17 protein-coding genes are annotated in these 19,487 nt (G+C 70.9%); 9 read left to right on the top strand and 8 right to left on the bottom strand.

Annotation, left to right across the window (positions count from 1 at the left end):
• Window positions 1–11: 11 nt before the first annotated feature.
• The 3 genes from ACNF49_RS03440 to ACNF49_RS03450 form a co-directional block, all read right to left on the bottom strand.
• Window positions 12–1,100 carry a glycosyltransferase gene (locus ACNF49_RS03440; protein ID WP_357965976.1) on the bottom strand — a complete coding sequence of 363 codons (1,089 nt, stop codon included), beginning with the start codon at window positions 1,098–1,100 and terminating at the stop codon, window positions 12–14.
• A 19-nt stretch (window positions 1,101–1,119) separates the two neighbouring features.
• Window positions 1,120–2,367 carry a nucleotide sugar dehydrogenase gene (locus tag ACNF49_RS03445; protein WP_357965973.1) on the bottom strand — a complete coding sequence of 416 codons (1,248 nt, stop codon included), beginning with the start codon at window positions 2,365–2,367 and terminating at the stop codon, window positions 1,120–1,122.
• 130 nt (window positions 2,368–2,497) lie between these two features.
• Window positions 2,498–4,171 carry a glycosyltransferase family 4 protein gene (locus ACNF49_RS03450; RefSeq protein WP_357965970.1) on the bottom strand — a complete coding sequence of 558 codons (1,674 nt, stop codon included), beginning with the start codon at window positions 4,169–4,171 and terminating at the stop codon, window positions 2,498–2,500.
• Window positions 4,172–4,227: 56 nt separating this feature from the next.
• On the opposite strand from ACNF49_RS03450, the gene wecB reads away from it, so the two are divergent.
• Together wecB and ACNF49_RS03460 are read left to right on the top strand one after the other, a co-directional pair.
• Window positions 4,228–5,358 carry a non-hydrolyzing UDP-N-acetylglucosamine 2-epimerase gene (wecB, locus tag ACNF49_RS03455; RefSeq protein WP_357965968.1) on the top strand — a complete coding sequence of 377 codons (1,131 nt, stop codon included), beginning with the start codon at window positions 4,228–4,230 and terminating at the stop codon, window positions 5,356–5,358.
• A gap of 54 nt (window positions 5,359–5,412) precedes the next feature.
• Window positions 5,413–7,449 (top strand): glycosyltransferase family protein, encoded by a 2,037-nt coding sequence (locus ACNF49_RS03460; RefSeq protein WP_482942773.1) that lies wholly within the window; start codon window positions 5,413–5,415, stop codon window positions 7,447–7,449.
• A gap of 3 nt (window positions 7,450–7,452) precedes the next feature.
• Here the strand turns inward: ACNF49_RS03460 and ACNF49_RS03465 are convergent, their stop codons facing one another.
• A complete protein-coding gene (locus ACNF49_RS03465) occupies window positions 7,453–8,100 on the bottom strand; it encodes a hypothetical protein (protein WP_357965963.1) in 648 nt (215 codons plus the stop codon).
• Window positions 8,101–8,207: 107 nt separating this feature from the next.
• Window positions 8,208–9,929, bottom strand: a complete 1,722-nt coding sequence (locus ACNF49_RS03470) for an SPFH domain-containing protein (RefSeq protein WP_482942774.1) — start codon at window positions 9,927–9,929, stop codon at window positions 8,208–8,210.
• Window positions 9,930–10,111: 182 nt separating this feature from the next.
• On the opposite strand from ACNF49_RS03470, the gene ACNF49_RS03475 reads away from it, so the two are divergent.
• The 7 genes from ACNF49_RS03475 (at window position 10,112) to ACNF49_RS03505 (ending at window position 15,945) form a co-directional block, all read left to right on the top strand.
• A complete protein-coding gene (locus ACNF49_RS03475; protein ID WP_498701999.1) occupies window positions 10,112–11,500 on the top strand; it encodes an NAD(P)-binding protein in 1,389 nt (462 codons plus the stop codon).
• Window positions 11,497–12,354 (top strand): PrsW family intramembrane metalloprotease, encoded by an 858-nt coding sequence (locus ACNF49_RS03480; protein WP_357965954.1) that lies wholly within the window; start codon window positions 11,497–11,499, stop codon window positions 12,352–12,354. Before ACNF49_RS03475 ends, ACNF49_RS03480 begins: the two co-directional genes overlap by 4 nt.
• A 164-nt stretch (window positions 12,355–12,518) precedes the next feature.
• Window positions 12,519–13,913, top strand: coding sequence for a nitrate- and nitrite sensing domain-containing protein (locus tag ACNF49_RS03485; protein ID WP_482942776.1), 1,395 nt, complete (start codon window positions 12,519–12,521; stop codon window positions 13,911–13,913).
• Window positions 13,910–14,629, top strand: a complete 720-nt coding sequence (locus ACNF49_RS03490; protein ID WP_482942777.1) for a sensor histidine kinase — start codon at window positions 13,910–13,912, stop codon at window positions 14,627–14,629. Before ACNF49_RS03485 ends, ACNF49_RS03490 begins: the two co-directional genes overlap by 4 nt.
• Window positions 14,626–15,033, top strand: a complete 408-nt coding sequence (locus ACNF49_RS03495) for a roadblock/LC7 domain-containing protein (protein WP_352318060.1) — start codon at window positions 14,626–14,628, stop codon at window positions 15,031–15,033. Before ACNF49_RS03490 ends, ACNF49_RS03495 begins: the two co-directional genes overlap by 4 nt.
• Complete coding sequence (locus tag ACNF49_RS03500; protein ID WP_352357593.1) at window positions 15,030–15,392, top strand: DUF742 domain-containing protein; 363 nt, start codon at window positions 15,030–15,032, stop codon at window positions 15,390–15,392. The genes ACNF49_RS03495 and ACNF49_RS03500 overlap by 4 nt, the downstream gene beginning before the upstream one ends.
• The gene (locus ACNF49_RS03505; RefSeq protein ID WP_352318064.1) at window positions 15,373–15,945 is read left to right on the top strand and encodes a GTP-binding protein; all 573 of its coding nucleotides are present in this window, start codon (window positions 15,373–15,375) and stop codon (window positions 15,943–15,945) included. The genes ACNF49_RS03500 and ACNF49_RS03505 overlap by 20 nt, the downstream gene beginning before the upstream one ends.
• A gap of 53 nt (window positions 15,946–15,998) precedes the next feature.
• Here the strand turns inward: ACNF49_RS03505 and ACNF49_RS03510 are convergent, their stop codons facing one another.
• Genes ACNF49_RS03510 through ACNF49_RS03520 form a run of 3 tightly spaced genes read right to left on the bottom strand, consistent with a single transcriptional unit; the run spans window position 15,999 to window position 19,344 of the window.
• A complete protein-coding gene (locus ACNF49_RS03510; RefSeq protein ID WP_357965947.1) occupies window positions 15,999–16,373 on the bottom strand; it encodes a DUF742 domain-containing protein in 375 nt (124 codons plus the stop codon).
• A complete protein-coding gene (locus ACNF49_RS03515) occupies window positions 16,370–18,604 on the bottom strand; it encodes a sensor histidine kinase (RefSeq protein ID WP_482942778.1) in 2,235 nt (744 codons plus the stop codon). The genes ACNF49_RS03510 and ACNF49_RS03515 overlap by 4 nt, the downstream gene beginning before the upstream one ends.
• A 56-nt stretch (window positions 18,605–18,660) precedes the next feature.
• The gene (locus tag ACNF49_RS03520; RefSeq protein ID WP_357965941.1) at window positions 18,661–19,344 is read right to left on the bottom strand and encodes a DUF998 domain-containing protein; all 684 of its coding nucleotides are present in this window, start codon (window positions 19,342–19,344) and stop codon (window positions 18,661–18,663) included.
• Window positions 19,345–19,487: the final 143 nt, after the last annotated feature.

Consider the following 19,487-nt stretch of genomic DNA (forward strand, 5'->3'; position numbering starts at 1 on the left):
GAGATAAACCGCTATCGCGTGATCCCGGCCCATGCCTCGAGCTGGGTCACGAACCGCTTGGCCGAGTTCGGCCAGTGGTGGTTCGCGCGGGCCGCGGCGTACCCGCGAGCGCCCTGCGCCCGCCGCTCGCGCACGTCGTCCCGCAGCGTCAGCGCCGCCTGCGCGACGGCCTTCGGGTCCTCCCAGGGCACGACGACGCCGCTGTCGTACCGCTCCACGAGCTCGACCGCGCGCGGCGACGGCGTCGTGATGACCGGGATGCCGTGCGCCATGTACTCCACGATCTTGGTGGGCATCGAGTGCCGGTAGTTGGGCTCGTCGTGCAGCAGCGACAGCCCGGCCAGCGCCCCGTCGAGCCGCTTGAGCGCCTCGTCGTTGGGCATGAAGTCACGCCACTCCAGCAGGCCGTCGGCGACGGCCTGGTTGAGCATGGGACGGCTCTGCGGATCGGCGTACCCGATCAGCTCCACCGTCACCCGGTACGGCTGCAGCAGCTTGGCCACCTCGACGGCCTCGAACACCCCGCGCGCCCGCGACAACCACCCGAGGTAGACCACCCGGTCGTCGCCCGGAGGCGTCACCGAGTCCGGCACCCAGGTCTCGTTCGGCACGATCAGATGGGCGTGCTTGAACCGGCCCGCGTAGGCGGTCTCGGCCAGCAGCAGGTGCATGTGCCGCTCGGCCGTGCCCTCCAGCATGCGGGCGAAGAAGCGCACCGGCGGGCGCAGGAACGAGGGCAGCCACGGCTTGAGCGACAACGTCGCCGGGGTGTCCTCGTGCACGTCCCAGACCACCGGCGGCCGGTTGCGCACGCCCCAGACCGCGAACAGCAGCTCCGGGTCGTGGATCATGACCAGGTCGACCTTGTTCCGCATGCGCTTGAACAGCCGCCGGGCGGCCCAGACGGCCGCCATGCGTTTGCGCTGGGCAGCCCTGGGCAGATCGACGCCGTTGACCCATGGACGCGGTACGACCCCGTGCGCCGAGAAGGAGGCGGCATACGTGACCTCATGACCGGCATCCACGAGGGCACGGATCTGCCGATGCAGAATTCTCGCGTCCTCGGGGTTATGCACCACCGTCATGACGAGCACGTGCACTGCGCGCAGCCCTCCGTCGCTACAGCCGCTCGACGCGTTCACCCTCGGTGAGCACACCGCGGGTGTCCAGCACGAGCTTGGCCTTCGCCTCGACCATGGCCAGATCGAACGCGGCGTGCTGCTGCAGCAGCAGCGTCACGTCGGCGTTGACCACGGCCTCGGTCAGATCCTCTTCCCGTGGCACCGGAGTGCCGTCGACCGACCACTCCTTGACGTACGGATCGGCGAACGAGAGGTCGGCCCCCAGCTCCAGCAGCGCACGCGCCACAGGCAGAGCCGGAGTTTCCCGTTCGTCGGCGATATCCGGTTTGTACGTGACGCCGAGCATAACCACTCGGGCGCCGTTCACGGGCTTCTTATGTCTGTTCAGCAGTCGCTGGACGCGGGCCACCACGTAGGACGGCATGCGCTCGTTGATCTCCTGGGCCAGCTCCACGAACCTGAACGGGTACCCGAGCTTGCGCACGGTGTAGGACAGGTACGAGGGGTCCACGGGGATGCAGTGACCGCCGACGCCCGGCCCCGGCAGGAACTTCTGGAAGCCGAACGGCTTGGTGGCCGCGGCCTCGATCGATTCCCACAGGTTGATGCCGAGCTCGTCACAGAAGATCGCCATCTCGTTGACGAGGGCGATGTTGACGTGCCGGTAGGTGTTCTCCAGCAGCTTGGCCATCTCGGCCTCGCGGGTGCCGCTGACCGGCACCACCTGCTCGATGAACTGCTTGTAGAACGCCGTCGCCCGGTCGCGGCAGACCGGCGTGTAGCCGCCCACGACCTTCGGGGTGTTCTTGAGCCCGAACTTCGGGTTGCCCGGGTCGATGCGCTCGGGCGAGAAGGCCAGGTGGAAGTCCACGCCGGCGGCCAGGCCCGACTGCTCCAGCAGCGGGCGGGCCACCTCGTCGGTGGTGCCGGGCCAGGTGGTGGATTCGAGCACGACGAGCGTGCCCTTGCTGAGGTTGCGGGCGACGGCCTTGGTCGCGCCCTCGACCGCGGACAGGTCGGGACGGTGGTCCTCGTCCAGCGGGGTGGGAACGCAGATGACGATCGTGTTGCTTCTGGCCAGCACGGAGTCGTCCAGCGTCGCGCTGAATCCGTTCGCCAGCATGTGATCGAGGTCAGCGTCGGTCAGGTCATCGATGTAGGACTGCCCGGCGTTGAGCGCGTCGACCTTCCGGGGGTCCACGTCCACGCCGACGACCCGCAGCCCGGCGGCCACCGCTTCCTTCGCGAGCGGCATGCCGACGTAGCCGAGGCCGATGACAGCCAAGTCGATTTCTGTCACAGCAGTGCCTTCGAGAGCCGGAAACAACACTTCATGGTCGCAAAGGTTATCTCAAGTCCACCTAGCTCACGCCTAATGCGACCGAACCCGTCACAACGTACAGCCAACGTGGAGGTCATCTTTCGGCAAGCGATCGGTATAGAGCTTGATAAGTCTCGGCAACGCGGCTCCAGGTCCGCTTCGCGGCGACTTCGGCGCGTCCGGCCTCGCCCATCTCCGCCCGCCTGGCCGGGTCCTCGCGCAGGCCGGCGATCGCCTTGGCCAGCTCGGCCGGGTCGCCGGCGGGCACCAGCAGGCCGGCTCCGTCGGAGCCGACGAGCTCGGACAACGCGGGCAGATCGCTGAGCACCACCGGCTTGCCGAGCGCCATCGCCTCGACCGGCTTCAGGGGCGTGACGAGCCGGCAGACCCGCAGGTCCTCGCGCGGGCAGGCGAAGATGTCGATGGCGTCCTGGGCCTGCAGCGCCTCGTCGGGGCCGACCCGGCCGGGCAGGACGGCGTCGCGCAGCCCCAGCTCCTCGACCAGGGCGAGCAGGTTCTCCCGCTCGGCGCCGTCGCCCACGATGAGCACCCGCACGGGCGTGCGGTCGTCGCGCAGCAGCGCGGCGGCGCGCAGCAGGGTCGCGAAGCCCTCGTAGGCCACGATGCTGGACACCGAGCCGACCACGATCTCGCCGGGGGCGATGCCGTACGCGTCGCGGAACGAGGCGCCGTCGTAGTGGGCCGACAGCAGGGTGTCGTCGACGGCGTTGGGCGCCAGGTGGATGCGTTCCCTGGGCACGCCGCGCTCGACGATCTCCGTGGCCATCGTCTCGGCCAGCGTGACGACCGCGTCAGCCTCCCGCATGAGGAACGCCTCGCGCTCACGCTGGAGCACGTGCCGCTGGCTGCCGACCCGGATCGGGTCGCGGGAGGCCCACGTCTCCTCCAGGAAGCCGCGCACCTCGTAGACGAACGGGGTGCCCGTCCGGTCGCGGACGGCGTGGGCGACCGAGCCGTTGCGGTGGTCGGTGGCGGCGTGCAGGACCTGCGGGCGCAGCTGCTCGACCAGGCGGGTGACGCCCTCGGCGCCCTTGACCATGCGGCCGCGCATCTCGAACGGCACCTCGCCGTGCCCGTCGGGCAGCAGGCGGTAGTAGGGGATGCCGTCGATCTCCTCCTGCGCGGGCGCGTCGGCGTGCCCCTGGAGCATGGGCCAGCCCCAGCTCGTCACGACGTGCGGGTCGAGCCCGGCCGCCTTCTGGGAGGTGACGATCCTGTGGGTGCGCACGGTGTAACCGGCCTGCGTGTACGGCAGCGCGTTGGTGACCAGGTGCAGCACGCGGCCCTCGACGCGCCCGCCGATGGCCACCTTCGGCGCCGGCGGGATCGGGTCGGGGCTGATGGCGGCCAGCTCACCGCGGTAGTAGGCGGCCCTGCGCTTGACGAAGGGATATTTGGTGTGCGCGTCGAGCACCTCGGCGGCCTGGGCGACCCGGCCGGCGTCCCAGTGGGCCTTCGCCTCGTTCCACGGCGCCTTGATCATGCGCATGCCGAGCTTGCGGACCATGCGCCGGGCGCCGCGGGCGGCGGGCCAGGCCACGCTGCCGACGAACGGGCGCAGCTTGGGCGGGAGCGCGTCGGCGGCGGCCTGCGCCACGCGGACGGGGTCGGACTTGACCTTGGTCACGACGACGCGGGAAACGATGACGGGGTGCTGGACGAAGCCTTTGAGAAGTCCCCCGACGCCGGCCCGGGCGGACTTCGCGGAAACCTTGGAGGAGTCTTGACGACTGGCGTCGGATGCCACGCGGTGACCGTACCATAGGCAGCGTTTTTTCCCTTCCGCTATGAAAGGCGAGGTCAATGAGGGAGAACCCCCTGGTCCTGCACGTTTTGGGTGCTCGTCCCAATTTCGTGAAAGCGGCCCCGGTGGTGCGTGCACTCGGTGAACTCGGCGTGCGGCAGGGCATCATCCACACCGGTCAGCACTACGACGCGCTGATGTCGGACGTCTTCTTCGCCGACCTCGGCCTGCCCGAGCCGGTGGCCAACCTGGCGGTGGGCTCCGGCACGCACGCCAGGCAGACCGCGGCCCTGCTCGTGGGCCTGGAGGACGTCTTCGTCGCCCAGGAGCCCGACCTCGTCGTGGTCTACGGCGACGTGAACTCGACGCTGGCCGCGATCCTGGTCGCCGCCAAGCTCGGCATCAGGACGGCGCACGTCGAGGCCGGGCTGCGCTCGTTCGACCGGGGCATGCCCGAGGAGGTCAACCGGGTCGTCACCGACGCGCTGGCCGACCTGCTGTTCGTCACCTCGCCCGAGGCCCTCGCCTATCTGGCCTCGGAGGGCGTGCCGCCCGCGAAGGTGCACCTGGTGGGCAACCCGATGATCGACAGCCTGTTCGCCGCGCTGCCCTCGCTTGACCCGGCGCCGGTGGTGACGCGGCTCGGCCTGCCGGCCCGGTACGCCGTGGCGACGCTGCACCGTCCGGCCAACGTGGACACCGCCGAGGCCGCCAGGGAGCTGGTCGAGGCGGTGCTGGAGGTGTCGCGGCGGACGCCGGTCGTGGTGCCGGTGCACCCGCGCGGCAAGGCGCGGCTGGCCGAGGCCGGTCTGGTGGACGGCGACACGATCAAGGTCATCGAGCCGCTGGGTTATGTGGACTTCCTCTCACTCGTCCGGGGCGCGGCGCTGGTCGTCACCGACTCCGGCGGCGTGCAGGAGGAGACGACCATGCTGGGCGTCCCCTGCCTGACGCTGCGGCCCAACACCGAGCGGCCGATCACGATCACGCACGGCACGAACCGCCTGGTCACCCCCGCGCTGCTGCCCGCCGCGGCGGAGAAGGCGCTCGCCGACGGTGCCGCCACGCCGGCCGGCGAGCTGCCGGTGCTGTGGGACGGCAAGGCCGGTCCGCGCATCGCGACAGTGATCGCGGCGTGGCTGAAGGGCGACAACCTGGCTCCCGCTTCCCAGGCCAAACGCCCCGAATAGCGGCTGAATCCGCCGTACTATGACATACCTCCGCTGAGCGATAGGCGTATCACCATGGCCGAAAACCCTGAGCCCCCCGCGTTCCAGCGACTGGGACCCGTCAACTGGCTGCCCGAGGAGCGCAAGCTCATCGAGCGGTACGAGGCCGAGGTCAGGGAGCTGCGGCGGCGGCTGGAGATCGCCGAGGCCAAGGCCGCGTACGCGGGCTGGAAGCTGGAGGCCACCCAGGCCAAGCGCACGTTCAAGCTGGGCGAGGCCCTGGGCTCGAAGAGCCCGGGGAAGATCGTGGACGCGGTCCGGTCGAAGGACAGGGCGCCCAAGCCGCCCATGCCGGTCACCGAGGCGGTCGAGCTCGCCAACCACCGCCCGCCGCTGGTCGAGGTGCCGGCGGCGAAGTGGCCGCTCGGCCCGGTCAACCGGCCCGACCTCAAGGTGGCGGTCATCCTGGACGACTTCTCCAGGATGGCCTTCAGGTACGAGTGGGACCAGATCGAGTTCGGCCTCAAGGACTGGCCGGAGATCTTCGCCGAAAAGCGCCCCGACCTGCTGTTCTGCGAGTCGGCCTGGCACGGGAACCAGGGCCGCTGGCGCTACCAGATGACCGGCACGAACGCCCCCAAGGAGCCGCTGCGCGACCTGGTCGCCTGGTGCCGTTCCGAGGGCATCCCCACGGTCTTCTGGAACAAGGAGGACCCGCCGAACTTCGACTTCTTCATCGACACGGCCAAGCTGTTCGACTACGTGTTCACCTGCGACGGCGACATGGTGCCGAAGTACCGCGAGGTGCTCGGCCACGACCGGGTCGACGTGCTGCAGTTCGCCGCCCAGCCGCGGGTGCACAACCCGATCCAGCAGAAGCAGGGCCGCCTGCACGACGTCGTGTTCGCCGGCATGTACTTCCGCGACAAGCACCCCGAGCGCCGTGAGCAGATGGAGGTCGTCCTCGACCCGGTGCGCGAGCTCGGCCTGCACATCTTCGCCCGCAACGGCGAGGTGGACGAGAAGTACGCCTGGCCGGAGAAGTACCGGCCGCACATCGTGGGCGAGCTGCCCTACGACCAGATGCTGGCCGCGTACCGGATGTACAAGGTCTTCCTCAACGTCAACTCGGTGCTCGACTCGCCGACCATGTGCGCCCGCCGCGTCTTCGAGCTGTCGGCGTGCGCGACCCCGGTGGTGTCGGGGTGGTCGCGGGCGATCGAGGAGACGTTCGGCGAGCTGGTGCCGATCGCGCGCGAGCCGATCGAGTCGTACAACCAGGTGCTGCACCTGATCAACAGCCCCGAGCTGCGGGCCAGGACGGGCCACCTGGCCATGCGGGAGGTCTTCGACAAGCACCTGTTCTCGCACCGGGTGGACCAGATCCTGCAGAACCTCGGCCAGGCCACCGCGCCCCGGTCACGTTCGATCTCGGTCGTGCTGCCGACCAACCGGGCCGCACAGATCGAGCACGCGATCTCGTCGGTGGCCCGGCAGCTCCACCGGCCGCTGCAGCTCGTCATGGTCCTGCACGGGCTGGACATCGACCCGGTGGTGGTCGCCGACAAGGCCCGGATGGCCGGCATCACGGACGTCGTCGTCCTGCCCGCCGCCCCTGAGCTGACGCTCGGCGCCTGCATGAACCTGGGCATCGCCGCCGCCGAGGGCGACCTGATCGCCAAGATGGACGACGACAACCTCTACGGCGAGCACTACCTGTCGGACCTGGTGCGCGCGTTCGACTACTCCGACGCCGAGCTGGTCGGCAAGGGGGCGCACTACGCGTACTTCGAGGGCAGCAACACCACCATGCTCCGGCTGCCCGGCCTGGAGCACCGGTACTCCTTCCTCGTCCAGGGCGGCACGTTCCTCGGCAAGGCGGACATGTTCCGCTCGTACGGCTTCGCGGACATCACGCGGGGGGAGGACACCCAGCTGGTACGCCGGCTGAAGGAGGACTCCGTCAAGATCTACTCGGCCGACCGGTTCAACTTCGTCTACTGGCGCAGCGCCGACGCCTCGATGCACACCTGGCAGGCCGACCACATCAAGCTGACCCGCAACGCGCAGTTCTCCTTCGTCGGCCGCCCGGACGACCACGTGCTCATCTGAGCCTCAGCGGGTGACGCGGGCCAGGTTCTGGTCGGCCAGGCGGGCGAGCTCGTACAGGCCGGCCGCCTTCACCTTCTCGCCGACGACGAGCATGCTCATGATCAGGTGGGCCCGCCTGATCACCACCGACCCGATCTGGGCGTGCTTGTCGCCGCCGGTGGCCGTCGTCAGGTACGCCCGCGACTCGTCGCCCCTGGCCGGCATGGCCAGCTTGGCGGTGCGGTAGGTCACGTCCGCGCCCTCGACGGTGGCCTTGTACAGGGCGCACTGCGGCGGCAGCGGCGCGGGCATGGACGCCGACGGCATCGACACGACGGCCTGCGTGATCGAGCCGCGCGCGGCGGAGAAGGCGATCACGGCGGCGGGCGCGCGGGCGACCTCCGGCTTGGCCGCGTCGAGCTGGGCGGCCCCGGCGCACTCCGGACGTTCCAGCTTGGCCTGCTGGATGGCGGCCAGCCCCTCCTGAGTGGACTTGAGCGAGCCGAACGCCCCCATCTCCGGCCCGTACGCGATGCGCATGCCCTTGGGCACGGGCAGCAGGGCGGCGCGCAGCCGGGCCGCCTCCACCGCCGAGGAGGACGCGGCGGGCTGCGCCGACCCGGCGGCCTGGTTCCCGGCCTCGCCGGCGGAACATCCGGCGACGACCATCATGCTCAGACATACCCCCGAAATAGCCTTAAGCACGAATTTCCCCCTCGCTCTAGCGGCTTTTTCGAAAACGCTAGAGGAAGGGGCGAGTAAGGAGCCGAGTAACGTCGCTATTCGCGGAATTCGGCGGGTTCACGAGGAATATCGGGCTGGCGAGGGATTTCGGGCTCGCGAGGGGCTTCGGGTTCGGCGCCGTTCCGGCTTCCTCCGTTGAGCAGCGCCCTGGCCAGGCCGATCCCGGTGCCGCCGAGCGTGAGCGCCTTGGCCAGAAGCTCCTCCACGCCCTGGGCGCCGTTCAGCACCACCATGTGGTCCACGTTCCCGAACGCCTTCGCGCCCGCCTCGACGACCTCCGGCCAGCGCTCGGCGAGCTGCTGGGCGATGACAGCCTCCTGGTTCTCCTTCAGCGCCTCGGCCCGCGCCCTGATCGCCTCGGCCTCGGCCAGGCCCAGCGCCCTGGCCGCCTGCGCCTCGGCCAGCCCGCGCGCCTGGGCGGCCTGGGCCTCCGCCTCGCCCGCGATCTTGGTGGCCGCGCCGGCCGCCTCGCCGCGCAGCCGTACGGACTCGGCCTCGGCCGCAGCGGCCAGCTTGACCTGGCTCGCCTGGGCCCCGGCGCGCAGCTCGGTCTCCTGGGCCTCGGCCTGGGCCTGGGCGATCCGGGCGTCCCGGTCGGCCTGCGCGAGCGTGACGGTCTCGTACGCCTTGGCGTCGGCGGGCTTGCGCACCTGCGACTGGAGCCGCTGCTCGGCGAGCTGGGCCTCCAGCTCGGCCGCCCTGGTCTCCTGGACGACGACCTCCTGCCGGGCGCTGGCCTCCGACAGCGGCCCCGCCTGCCGGGTCGTGGCCTGCGCCCGGTCGATCTCGGCCTGGTAGGCGGCCCGCTTGAGCTGCGCGTCACGCTGGGCGGCGGCCTTGTTGGCGGCGGCGATCTGCTCGGCCTCCGTGGCCTCCTGGTCGCGCTGGGCCTGGGCGATGCGGGCGATGGCGGCGACCCTGGCGGCGTGCGGCTTGCCGAGGTTGGCGATGTAGCCGGTCTCGTCGTCGATCTCCTGGATCTGCAGCGAGTCGACGATCAGCCCGAGCTTGCTCATCTCGTCGGCGGCCGAGGCCCTGGTCTCGCTGGTCAGGCGCTCGCGGTTGAGTATCAGATCCTCGATGGTGAGGTTGCCGATGATCGAGCGCAGGTGCCCGGTGAACAGCTCGTGGATCGCGCTGGTCATGAAGTCCTGCTGGTCGAGGAAGCGGCGGGCGGCGTTGGCGATCGAGGACAGGTCGTCGCCGACCTTGTAGATGACCACGCCGCGGATGTGCACGGGGATGCCCTGCTGGGTGACGCAGGAGACCTGGAGATTGGCCGCCCTGGTGTCCAGGCGCAGCCGCCGGGCGGCCTGGAAGCCGGGGAGCACGGCCGCGCCCTTGCCGGTGATGATCTTGAAGCCCAGGCTGTCGACGCCCTCGCCCCGGCGGCGCGCCCCCAGACCGGAGATGATCAGCGCCTCGTTGGGCTCGGCGACCCGCCAGACGGCCTTGAACAGCAGAATCACGATGACGACCGCGACGACCGCGGCTCCGGCGACGATGAAGAACTCGGGGGACATCGGGCCCTCCCTAGACGAGTGCTCTGGCCACGTAAACCGTCCGCGGGGGAAGTACTCCACCACGACGACGATGGTGCCGAGGCCGAACTCCTCGTCCGGCAGGCTGGGGTGGGCATAGAAGGCCTCCACCCCGCCCCTGACCGGGATCATGACCTCGCCGACGAGCCCTGGGCCGATCTTTCCGGTGACCCTGCCCTGCTTGCCGACCACCGCGCTCCCCCCGCTCGCTTCCATTCCGGACGCTACTCCAAACGGGCATTCGCGGTAATAGGCCACGCAAAATGTTTCTCGAACCGCTGCGCGCCCCTGTGGGGCTTTTGGCCGAAGTGCCGATGATCGCCCTCATGAGCAGGAATCCACGCGACCTCGGGATGGATGTGCCCATTTCCCGCCGTGACTTGTTCGACGGGATTGCGGTGAGCGCTCTGGGATGTACGGCGGCGAAGGCCGTTGTCAATGCCGCGGAACCGGCCGGCGGCCTGCGCGGGGACACCGCACAGGCGGTCGCGGTGCCGCACGCGCTGCGCGACGGCCGCTTCTGGCGGCACGCTGGGCCGCCCGAGCCCACCGGCGAGAGCTACGACCTCGTGGTGGTGGGCGGCGGGCGCAGCGGTCTCAGCGCGGCGGAGGAGTGGCTGCGCCGGGAGCCGAGGGCCCGCGTGCTCGTCCTGGACAACCGCGACCCCGGCGAGCACGGCGGCCCGGCGGGGTTCAGCGCGCGCCCGGCCGTACGCGTGATGTGCGACAAGGAGAGCTTCGGCGCCGACACGCTGGTCCCGGCCGGTCGGCTGGAGGAGCTGCCGCTCGCCGCGCGGGCCGTCGGCGACCTGCGCATGTTGCACGACGACCCGCCCGACTGGTTCCCCGGGCTGTCGCAGGAGGACAAGCAGGAGCGCCTGGCCGGGCTGACCTACTCACGGTTCCTGCTGGAGGTCTGCGGCGTGCATCCCGACGCGGAACGGTTCTGCCGGACGCTGCCGTGCGCCGAACGGGCCTACGACGGCCGGGCGCTCGGGGCGGTGGACGCCTGGGCCGCCGGCTACCCGGGGTTCGGCGGCCTGGGGCTCGACAAGCCCTCGCGGTACGCCTCGGCGGCCGGGCCCGCGACCGGGAGCCCGCTCGGGGCCGCGCGGGCGGTGTTGCGGCCGTCCAGCCCGGTGGTCTCGGTACGGCACGGGGACGCGTCCGTGGTGGTCGCGTACTTCGACGGGCATCGGGTCAGGACGGTCGGCGCCGAGTCGGTGATCATGGCCTGCTGGAGCGCGGTCGTGCCGCACCTGGTGCCCGACCTGCCCGATCAGCAGCGGCGGGCGTTGGGCCAGGCGGCCCGGCTGCCGGTCCTGGAGGCGAGCGTGCGGCTGAGCGGCGGCCGGGCGCGGATCGGGCGCACCCGCTGGACGGGCGCGTTCTGGTGCCTGAGCGAGCCCGCGCCCGAGGGGTTGCGCCTGCTGGCCACGCCGTGCCGGTCGGAGCTGGGGCCCGTGGCGGGGGCGGCGGCGGGCCGGCGGGAGATGATGGCGACGCCGTACGACCGGCTGGCGGAGGGCGTGCGCGACCAGGTGGCCCGGCTGCTGGGCCCCCGGGCCGGCGTCGAGGCGGTCACCGTCCACCGCTGGGGGCACGGGCGGCCGGTGGCGTACTGCAGGCCCTGGCACCCCTTCTACCCCGACGGCCCCTTCCCCGCCGACGTCGCCCGCAGGCGGTTCGGGCGCATCGCCATCGCCGGGTCGGACACCGAACCGGCGGCCGGCGCCGACGCGGCCGTGGTGGCCGCGCACCGGGCCGTGCGCGAGCTCACCGCATGAGGCCCTGGCTGCGGGTCTTCCTCGGCGGGCTGGTCCTGTGGCTGGCCACGGTCGGCGTCACGGCCTGGACGGCCAACTCCAACCTGGTGCCGACCGTCGTGCTGTTCGGCAGCTTCCTGATCCCGGTGACGTTCGTGGTGTGGGCGCACGGGCGCGACCGCTCGCCGGTGGTCACGGTGGAGCTGCAGTTCAGGGCGTTCGTGGTGGGCGGCGTGCTCGGGGTGCTCGGCGCGTCGCTGCTGGAGAGCTGGCTGATCCGGCCCTCGTTCCTCATGTACGCGCTGGTCGGCCTGATCGAGGAGGGCGTGAAGCTGGCGGCGCTGATGTACGTCACCCGGCACGCGGTGCGGCGCTCGTCCCGGGACGGCGTGGTGCTCGGCGCGACGGTCGGCTTCGGCTTCGCCGCCTTCGAGAGCTCCGGCTACGCCTTCAACGCCCTGTTCACCGCCGACGGCCTGTCGCTGGCGCAGCTCGTCGAGACCGAGATCCTGAGAGGCATCCTGGCGCCGGTGGGCCACGGCCTGTGGACCGCGATACTCGGCGGCGTGCTGTTCGCCGCCCACGGACGCCTCACCGGGCACGTCGTGTGGAGCTATCTCGGCGTCTCGCTGCTGCACGCGCTGTGGGACTCGATGAGCGCCATCGCCATCGCGATCACGCTGGTGCTGACCGGGCGGCCGTGGCAGTTCGAGCTGCTGCGGATCGGCCGGGTGCCGAACGTGACCGAAGGGCAGGTGCACGTGTACACGCTGGTGAACTGGGCCGGACTCATCGTGATCTCGCTGGTCGCGCTGGGGTGGCTCTGGCGGGTGCTGCGCACGGCCCGCCGGGAGACCGAGATCATGCCCCAATAATCACGGTAATCATCCTGTTCCTCCCACTGCGCCGGAAGCATAAACGATGCTAGTCTCCTGTGCGATCTTCCGGAGGTGTATTTACACAAGGTGTGGAAATGCCCCCGACTCGAGGTTGGGACATGGGCTCGCGAAACCGGTCAATTCGGTTCAAGATCTTTTTATTGCTGCTGCTACCCCTCCTGTCTCTCAGCGCGCTGTGGGGTTTCGTCCTCAACCTGACCATGGGCGACGCACAGTCACTCCTCCGGGCCGACACGCTCTACGAAACACTCGGCGTCACCTCCACCGACCTGGGCGTACAGCTCCAGTCCGAGCGGGTGCGCTCCGCCGAGGCGCTCACTACCCGTGAACTCACCGAGGTCCTGGGCGCGCAGCGGGCCCGTACGGACAAGGCGGCGGCCGACTTCGAGCACGCCGTCACCGAGGCGGGCGACGCGATCGGCGACGACCTGCGGACGCCGCTCGAAGCCCTGACCGCCCACCTCGACCGGCTCGGCACCATCCGCGCCGACATCGACGGCGGCATCAGCTCCCGCCTGGCCGGCCTGGACGCCTACAACCAGGTGCTCGACAGCGTCTTCGCCCTCTACGACCACCTGATCTCCGTCTCCGACCTGACCGTCTTCCAGCAGGCCACCTCCCTGCACGCCATGGGCAGCGCCCGGGAGTACATCGCCAGGGAGCACGCCCTCATCGTCGGCGCGCTGGTGGACAAGCGGCTGACCGAGCCCGAGCGGGCGGCCTTCACCGAGTACGCGGCCTCCAGGAAGTTCCTGCACGCCCGCGGGCTGGCCGGGCTCGACGTGCCGCTGCGCAGGCCGTTCGAGCAGGTGTTCGCGTCCCAGCCGTTCCTGACCTTCTCCTCGCTGGAGTCCAGGATCGTCAAGACCGGGACGCCGCCCGCCGACGCCGAGGCGTGGAAGAGCGCGGTGGACCGGCTCACCACCGAACTGGACCGCGACAGCGCCGCCGCCGCCGAGGCGCTGGCCGGCCGGACCGCGCGGGCCGCGACCGGCACGGTCGTCGAGATCGCCGTCGCGGGCGGCCTCGGGTTGATAGCCGTGCTCGCGTCGATCATCATCTCTGTACGCTTCGGTCGCCGCCTGGCGGGCGAGCTGTACGGGCTGCGTACCGCCGCGATCGAGCTGGCGGAGGTGCGCCTGCCCGACGTCGTGGACAGGCTGCGCAACGGCGAGGACGTTGACGTGCGGAAGGAGGCCAGGGCCATCAGGGTGAGCGGATCGGCGGAGATCACCGACGTGGGCCGGGCCTTCGCGTCCGTACAGCGCACGGCGGTGACGGCGGCCGTCGGGCAGGCCGCGCTGCGCCGCGGGGTCGGGCAGGTCTTCCTCAACCTCGCCAGGCGCAAGCAGGGCCTGCTGCACCGGCAGCTCGGGCTGCTCGACAGCATGCAGCGCCGCACGCACGACCCAGACCGGCTGGAGGAGCTCTTCCGCCTCGACCACCTGACCACCCGCATGCGGCGGCACGCCGAGAGCCTGATGATCCTGTCGGGGGCGCCCCCGCGCGGGCCTGGCGCAGGCCGGTGCCCGTGATCGACATCGTCCGGGCCGCGGTCGCCGAGGTCGAGGACTACACGAGGGTCAACGTCGAGGCCATGCCGGTCAGCGCGTTCGACGGCGGGTCCGCGGCCGACCTCACGCACCTCGTGGCCGAGCTGATCGAGAACGCCACCATCTATTCACCGCCGGACACCGTGGTCCAGATCCGCGGCGACGTGGTCAGCAACGGCTACGCCGTCGAGATCGAGGACAAGGGGCTCGGGCTGTCGGCCGTCGAGTACGCCGCGATCAACAAGCTGCTGACCGAGCCGCCCGAGTTCGACCTGGCCGACAGCGACCGGCTGGGCCTGTTCGTGGTGGCCAGGCTGGCCGAACGCCACGGCATCAAGGTCCAGCTCCGCCGCTCGCCCTACGGCGGCACCGCGGCCATCGTGCTCGTGCCGCGCTCGCTGGTCACCGAGCAGGCCGCGCTGACCGCCGGCGACGACGACGGCCGGCCGGCGGAGCTGCCGAGCCGTACGAAGAAGGCCCTCGCGGTGGTCAGCTCGGGCACCCACGCCGGACTGCCCAGGCGCGTGCGCCAGGCGAACCTGGCGCCGCAGCTCAAGGAAGAACCGCCGGAGCCGGAGCCGCAGGCCGAACGCTCTCCCGACGAGGTACGCGATCTGTTCTCCGCGTTCCAGCGGGGAACCCAACGTGCCCGAGAAGAAGCCTCCGAGGAGGAGCCCATGAGCAAGGGGGACGCATGACTGCGCAAACCACCAACACCGGTGAGCTGAACTGGCTGCTCGACGACCTGGCAGGCCGGGTCGCGGCCGTCCGCCAGGCGGTCATCCTTTCCACCGACGGCCTGGCCGTCGGGTACTCCAAGGGATTGACCCGCGAGGACGCCGAGCACCTGTCGGCCGTGGCCGCGGGCTTCCAGAGCCTGGCCCGCGGCACCGGGCGCCATTTCGGCGGCGGCGACGTGCGCCAGACCATCGTGGAGATGGAGAGCGCGTTCCTGTTCGTCACCGCGGCCGGCCAGGGCACCTGCCTGGCCGTGATCGCCGAGGCGAACGTCGACGTCGGGCACATCGCGTACGAGATGGCGATGCTGGTCAAGCGGGTGGGCCAGCACATCACCACCAACCCGCGCGCGGGAACGGCATGACCGACGCCCCCCGCTGGTACGACGAGGAGGCCGGGCCCGTCGTCCGGCCCTTCGCCCTCATCCGAGGCCGGACGCGCTCGTCGGGAGACGCCTTCGACCTCGTCGCGTCCGTGCGTGCGCTCGCCGACCAGGCGGACGACCTCGGTCCGGAACAGCAGCTCATCCTGCGGGCGGCGCGGAGCCCGATCTCGGTGGCCGACCTGGCCGTCGAGCTCGACCTGCCCGTAGGCGTCGTCCGGGTGCTGCTCGGCGACATGCGTGACCACGGCCTCATCTCGGTGACGTCGCCCTCGGCAACGGGGTCGCGTTCGAATGAGCGCATTCTCAAGGAAGTGATCAATGGACTCCGTGCTCTCTGAGGACCCCGTCGCGCTGAAGATCCTCATCGCGGGCGGGTTCGGCGTCGGCAAGACCACCCTGGTCGGGTCGATCAGCGAGATCAAGCCGCTGCGCACGGAAGAGGTGCTCTCCGACCGCGGGATCGGGGTCGACGACCTCGACGGCGTGGAGGCCAAGACGACCACCACCGTGGCGATGGACTTCGGCCGCATCACGATCCGCGACGGACTGGTCGTCTACCTGTTCGGCACCCCCGGCCAGGAACGGTTCTGGTTCATGTGGGACGAGCTGTCCTACGGCGCGCTGGGCGCGGTCGTGATCGCCGACACCCGGCGGCTGACCGACTGCTTCCCGTCGGTGGACTACTTCGAGCAGCGCGGCACGCCGTTCGTGGTGGCCGTCAACTGCTTCGATGGCGCGTCCCAGCACAGCGTGGACGACGTGCGCATCGCGCTCGACCTCGACGACGACGTGCCCGTGATGCTGTGCGACGTGCGGCGCAGGGCCTCGGCCAAGGAAGTGATGATCACCCTGGTCGAGCACTCCCTGCGGACGCTCACCGCCGCCAACTAGGACGCGCGGCCCGCCGCCGTCGCGAACCGGGGCGCGCGCGGCCCGTCGCCGGGCTAGAGCGCGCGCAGCCCGTTGATCACCTCGCGGAGCAGGCTCTCCGTCGGGGTGGCGGTCTTGTCGCGCGGCGGGCGCACGTCGATCAGGTCGTACTCCAGCAGGTCGCCGAGCAGCACCCGGATCACGCCCACGGGCAGCCCGAGCTCCGAGGCGACCTCGGCGACGGGCCTGGAGTGACCGGACAGGCAGCCCATCAGCCGCCGGTGCTGGCCGCTCAGCTCGGCCTTGGCCGGCGCGGGCCGTCCCGTCGAGACGACGGTCGCCAGCAGATCGAGGGCCGGGGACGAGGGCCTGGTGCGCCCCCGCGCCACGGCGTACGGCCGGACGACGGGCCCGGCCTCCTCGTCAACCCACTCGTGCTCGCCGCTCACGCTCGGGAACCCCCATCCTGGTCGCTTTCCTGCCGCCCCCGCTGCCATCCGGACTGGAGTGAGGAGAGCAGCGCCCTGGTCTCCTCAGGAGAACGCTCGTCGGCCACGGGCGCCACGGGCGCCGGGGGCGTCGGCGCGGCCATGGGCGCCTGCCTGAGCCGCTGCCGCTGCGGCAGGCCCGTCTGCCGTTCGCGGCGCGGCAGGTCCTGCTCCGGGCCCGGCGCGGGTCCCGCGCGCTTGCTCGTGCGCACCCGGCGCGGCAGCTCGCCCGGCCCGGTCGCCTCCCCCGCGTCGACCGGCCGCTCGGACCGGACGACGGAGACGGACACGGGCTCGAACTCCATCGGCCGCACCGGCGTCGCCATGGGCTCGACCAGCGATCCCGGCACGAGCACGATGGCGGTCGTGCCGCCGTACGGGGACAGCTTCAGCGTCACCTTGATGCCGTGCCGGGCGGCCAGCATGCCGACCACCGCGAACCCCAGCCGCTCGGTCTGCGCGGGGTCGAACTCGGGCGGGCTGGCCAGCCGGTCGTTGATGGCCTTGCGGGTCTCCTCGTCCATGCCGAGGCCGCGGTCCTCGATCTCGACCGCGAAGCCCCTGCCGACCATCTCGCCGCGCACCGAGACCTCGTTGGCGGGCGAGGAGAATGACGTCGCGTTCTCGATCAGCTCGGCGAACAGGTGCATGAGGTCGGCCACGGCCGAGCCGGACACGCCGCACTCGGGCATCGGGTAGACGCGGACCCGGGTGTACTCCTCGACCTGGGCGGCGGCGCCGCTCAGCACGTCCTCGACCGGGATGACGCCGCGCCACCTGCGGCCCGCCGTGCCGCCCGAGAGCAGCACCAGGCCCTCGGCGTGGCGGCGCATGCGGGTGGTCAGGTGGTCGAGCCGGAACAGGCGCTCCAGGGCCTCGGGCTCCTCGGTCTGGCGCTGCATCTCGTCCAGCATCCTGAGCTGGCGCTGGAGCAGCGACTGGCTGCGCCTGGCCAGGTTCCGCAGCGCCTCGGCCACGCCCTCGCGCAGCCTGGCCTGCTCGACGGCGGCGTCCACGGCGGTGCTCTGCACGCTGTCGAAGGCCGCGGCGAGGTCGACGACCTCGCTGGTGGCGTTGTCGCCGACCTTGATGGGCGGCGCCTCGGCCTCGATGTCCACCCGCTCGCCGGTACGCAGCTTCGTCACCACGTCGGGCAGCCTGACCTCGGCCAGGTCGAGCGCCGTACGGCGGAGGGTGGCCAGCTCCCTGGTGATCCTGCGGCCCACCCGGACGGAGATGAAGATCGAGAAGGCCACCGCGATGAGCCCCAGCGCGCCCGCGATCGCGGCCCTGACCACGATGACCACGCCGGCCGGCTCCATCCGGCCAAGCAGCTTGTCCCCGGTGTCCCAGACGGCCTCGCTGTAGTCCTTGAGCACCTGGTCGGCGATGCCGCGCCAGAGGTCCATGTCGGCCGGCTGGCCGGCGACGAAGCTCCTCAGGAGGCTCTCCATGGTGATGTACCTGGAGGAGTAGAACAGCTTCTCGAACGGCGCCCGCAGCTCGGTGTCGAGGTTGGCCAGCGCCTTCGGGAACAGGAACGTGCGGGTGCCGTCGATGCCGGCCAGCAGGTGCACGTCGTGCATCGAGGGGCGGCCGTTGGAGGCGACGACCAGGGCGTTCTCGCGGCTGAGCAGCTCGCGCACCTCGTCGGCCGCGATCAGGCCGTGGGCCTGGAGGGACAGTTCGAGGTCGGTGCTGACGGTCAGCCTGGAGTAGAGCAGGTGGACCTCGTCGGAGACCTTGGCGTACTCGGTGACCAGGTTGCCGGGGGTGAGCCTCCGCTCGTCGACCTTGCGCCTGACCTCCGGCAGCCGGTCGACGGTGTCCAGCACGACCTGGAACTGCTTCCTCATGTCGTCGGTCATCGCCGCCTGGGCGTCCGCCGACAGGGCCTGCTCGCGCAGGGTCTTCCTGGCGGCGTCCACCTTGGCGCGGGCCTTGGTCAGGGCCCCCTGCTCGGTCGCCGTGCCGGCGAGGCGTTCGGCGGAGGCCAGGCGTTCGACCTGGAGGTTGGAGACCAGGCCGTCGGCGTTGTTGATCACTCCCGACCAGATGGCGTCAACCTTGAAGAGGTTCAGCGCCTCGCCCGTGGTCGTGCTCGCGGCGAAGCCCCAGAGCGCGATCAGGGAGATCAAGGGGATGACGAGCAGCGTCGAGATCTTGAATCGGATGGATCTGCCCGATGCCATGACACCTGCTCCCGCATAGAAGATCGCGGGAGAGAATAGCATCGAAACAGACGAGATTAAGATCGACTAGCGATAAATCTGTGATATGTCGGGAAATTTGCGTCTACTGGGTGCTTCGGGGCGCGGGCCGGCGACCACGTCAGCCACAGCGCCCACGCCGCCAGCAGGCCGAGCAACGACACCTCGGCGCCCAGCAGCAGTCGCTCGACCAGGCCGATCATGACCCGCTCCCCCGGCAGGGCCACGTACGTGATCGCCAGCAGCCCGAACCCGCCCGCCAGCGCCACCCACTCCACGGCCCGCGCGACGGGCTTCCAGTGGGCGTCCGCGGTCAGCCTGGGCACCAGCAGGGCCCCGGCGGCCGGCAGGCTCACGAAGGCCGCGATCGACACGTACCGGTGAACCTGGGCCGCGAGGTCGAGATCGAGGCCGAGGGGGACGGTCGGGATGACCGCCACCACGACCAGCGCCGCCGCCCACACCATGAGCAATTTCTCCGGCAGCCCCCGGATCGGCGCCCCCATCCTCCTCAGCGCGGCCAGCAGGGCGAGCGACCCGATCCCGAGCACCGCCATCGCGACCTCCGTGACGCCCCCGCGGTCGGTCACGGCGTACTCGCTGATGGTCACGTTCATGGGGTCGAGGTAGGGGTCGGGCCCGAAGTGACCGACCAGGATCGCGACCACCGAGAACACGATCGATGCACAGGCGATCAGGGGGTAGAGCCTCGCCGGGGTCATGAGGGCCCTCAGGCTCGCGCTCCAGGGCGCTCTCGCGACTCTCACTCTGCTGTTCGGCACTGCGGTCATGTGCCCAACTCTCGCGCCCCCAGGCGTGTCGCCACATCCGGTGGCACCCCCGAGCCGTCCCTGAGTCAGCCCCT

Source organism: Actinomadura sp. ATCC 39365 (genome assembly GCF_054392275.1).

What these genes read in the sequence shown, in the direction of transcription:
- ACNF49_RS03465 (WP_357965963.1), bottom strand. Translation starts at nt 8,100, where the DNA reads ATGATGGTCGTCGCCGGATGTTCCGCCGGCGAGGCCGGGAACCAGGCC.
- ACNF49_RS03460 (WP_482942773.1), top strand. Translation starts at nt 5,413, where the DNA reads ATGGCCGAAAACCCTGAGCCCCCCGCGTTCCAGCGACTGGGACCCGTC.
- wecB (WP_357965968.1), top strand. Translation starts at nt 4,228, where the DNA reads ATGAGGGAGAACCCCCTGGTCCTGCACGTTTTGGGTGCTCGTCCCAAT.
- ACNF49_RS03520 (WP_357965941.1), bottom strand. Translation starts at nt 19,344, where the DNA reads ATGACCCCGGCGAGGCTCTACCCCCTGATCGCCTGTGCATCGATCGTG.
- ACNF49_RS03505 (WP_352318064.1), top strand. Translation starts at nt 15,373, where the DNA reads ATGGACTCCGTGCTCTCTGAGGACCCCGTCGCGCTGAAGATCCTCATC.
- ACNF49_RS03480 (WP_357965954.1), top strand. Translation starts at nt 11,497, where the DNA reads ATGAGGCCCTGGCTGCGGGTCTTCCTCGGCGGGCTGGTCCTGTGGCTG.
- ACNF49_RS03470 (WP_482942774.1), bottom strand. Translation starts at nt 9,929, where the DNA reads ATGGAAGCGAGCGGGGGGAGCGCGGTGGTCGGCAAGCAGGGCAGGGTC.
- ACNF49_RS03515 (WP_482942778.1), bottom strand. Translation starts at nt 18,604, where the DNA reads ATGGCATCGGGCAGATCCATCCGATTCAAGATCTCGACGCTGCTCGTC.
- ACNF49_RS03495 (WP_352318060.1), top strand. Translation starts at nt 14,626, where the DNA reads ATGACTGCGCAAACCACCAACACCGGTGAGCTGAACTGGCTGCTCGAC.
- ACNF49_RS03500 (WP_352357593.1), top strand. Translation starts at nt 15,030, where the DNA reads ATGACCGACGCCCCCCGCTGGTACGACGAGGAGGCCGGGCCCGTCGTC.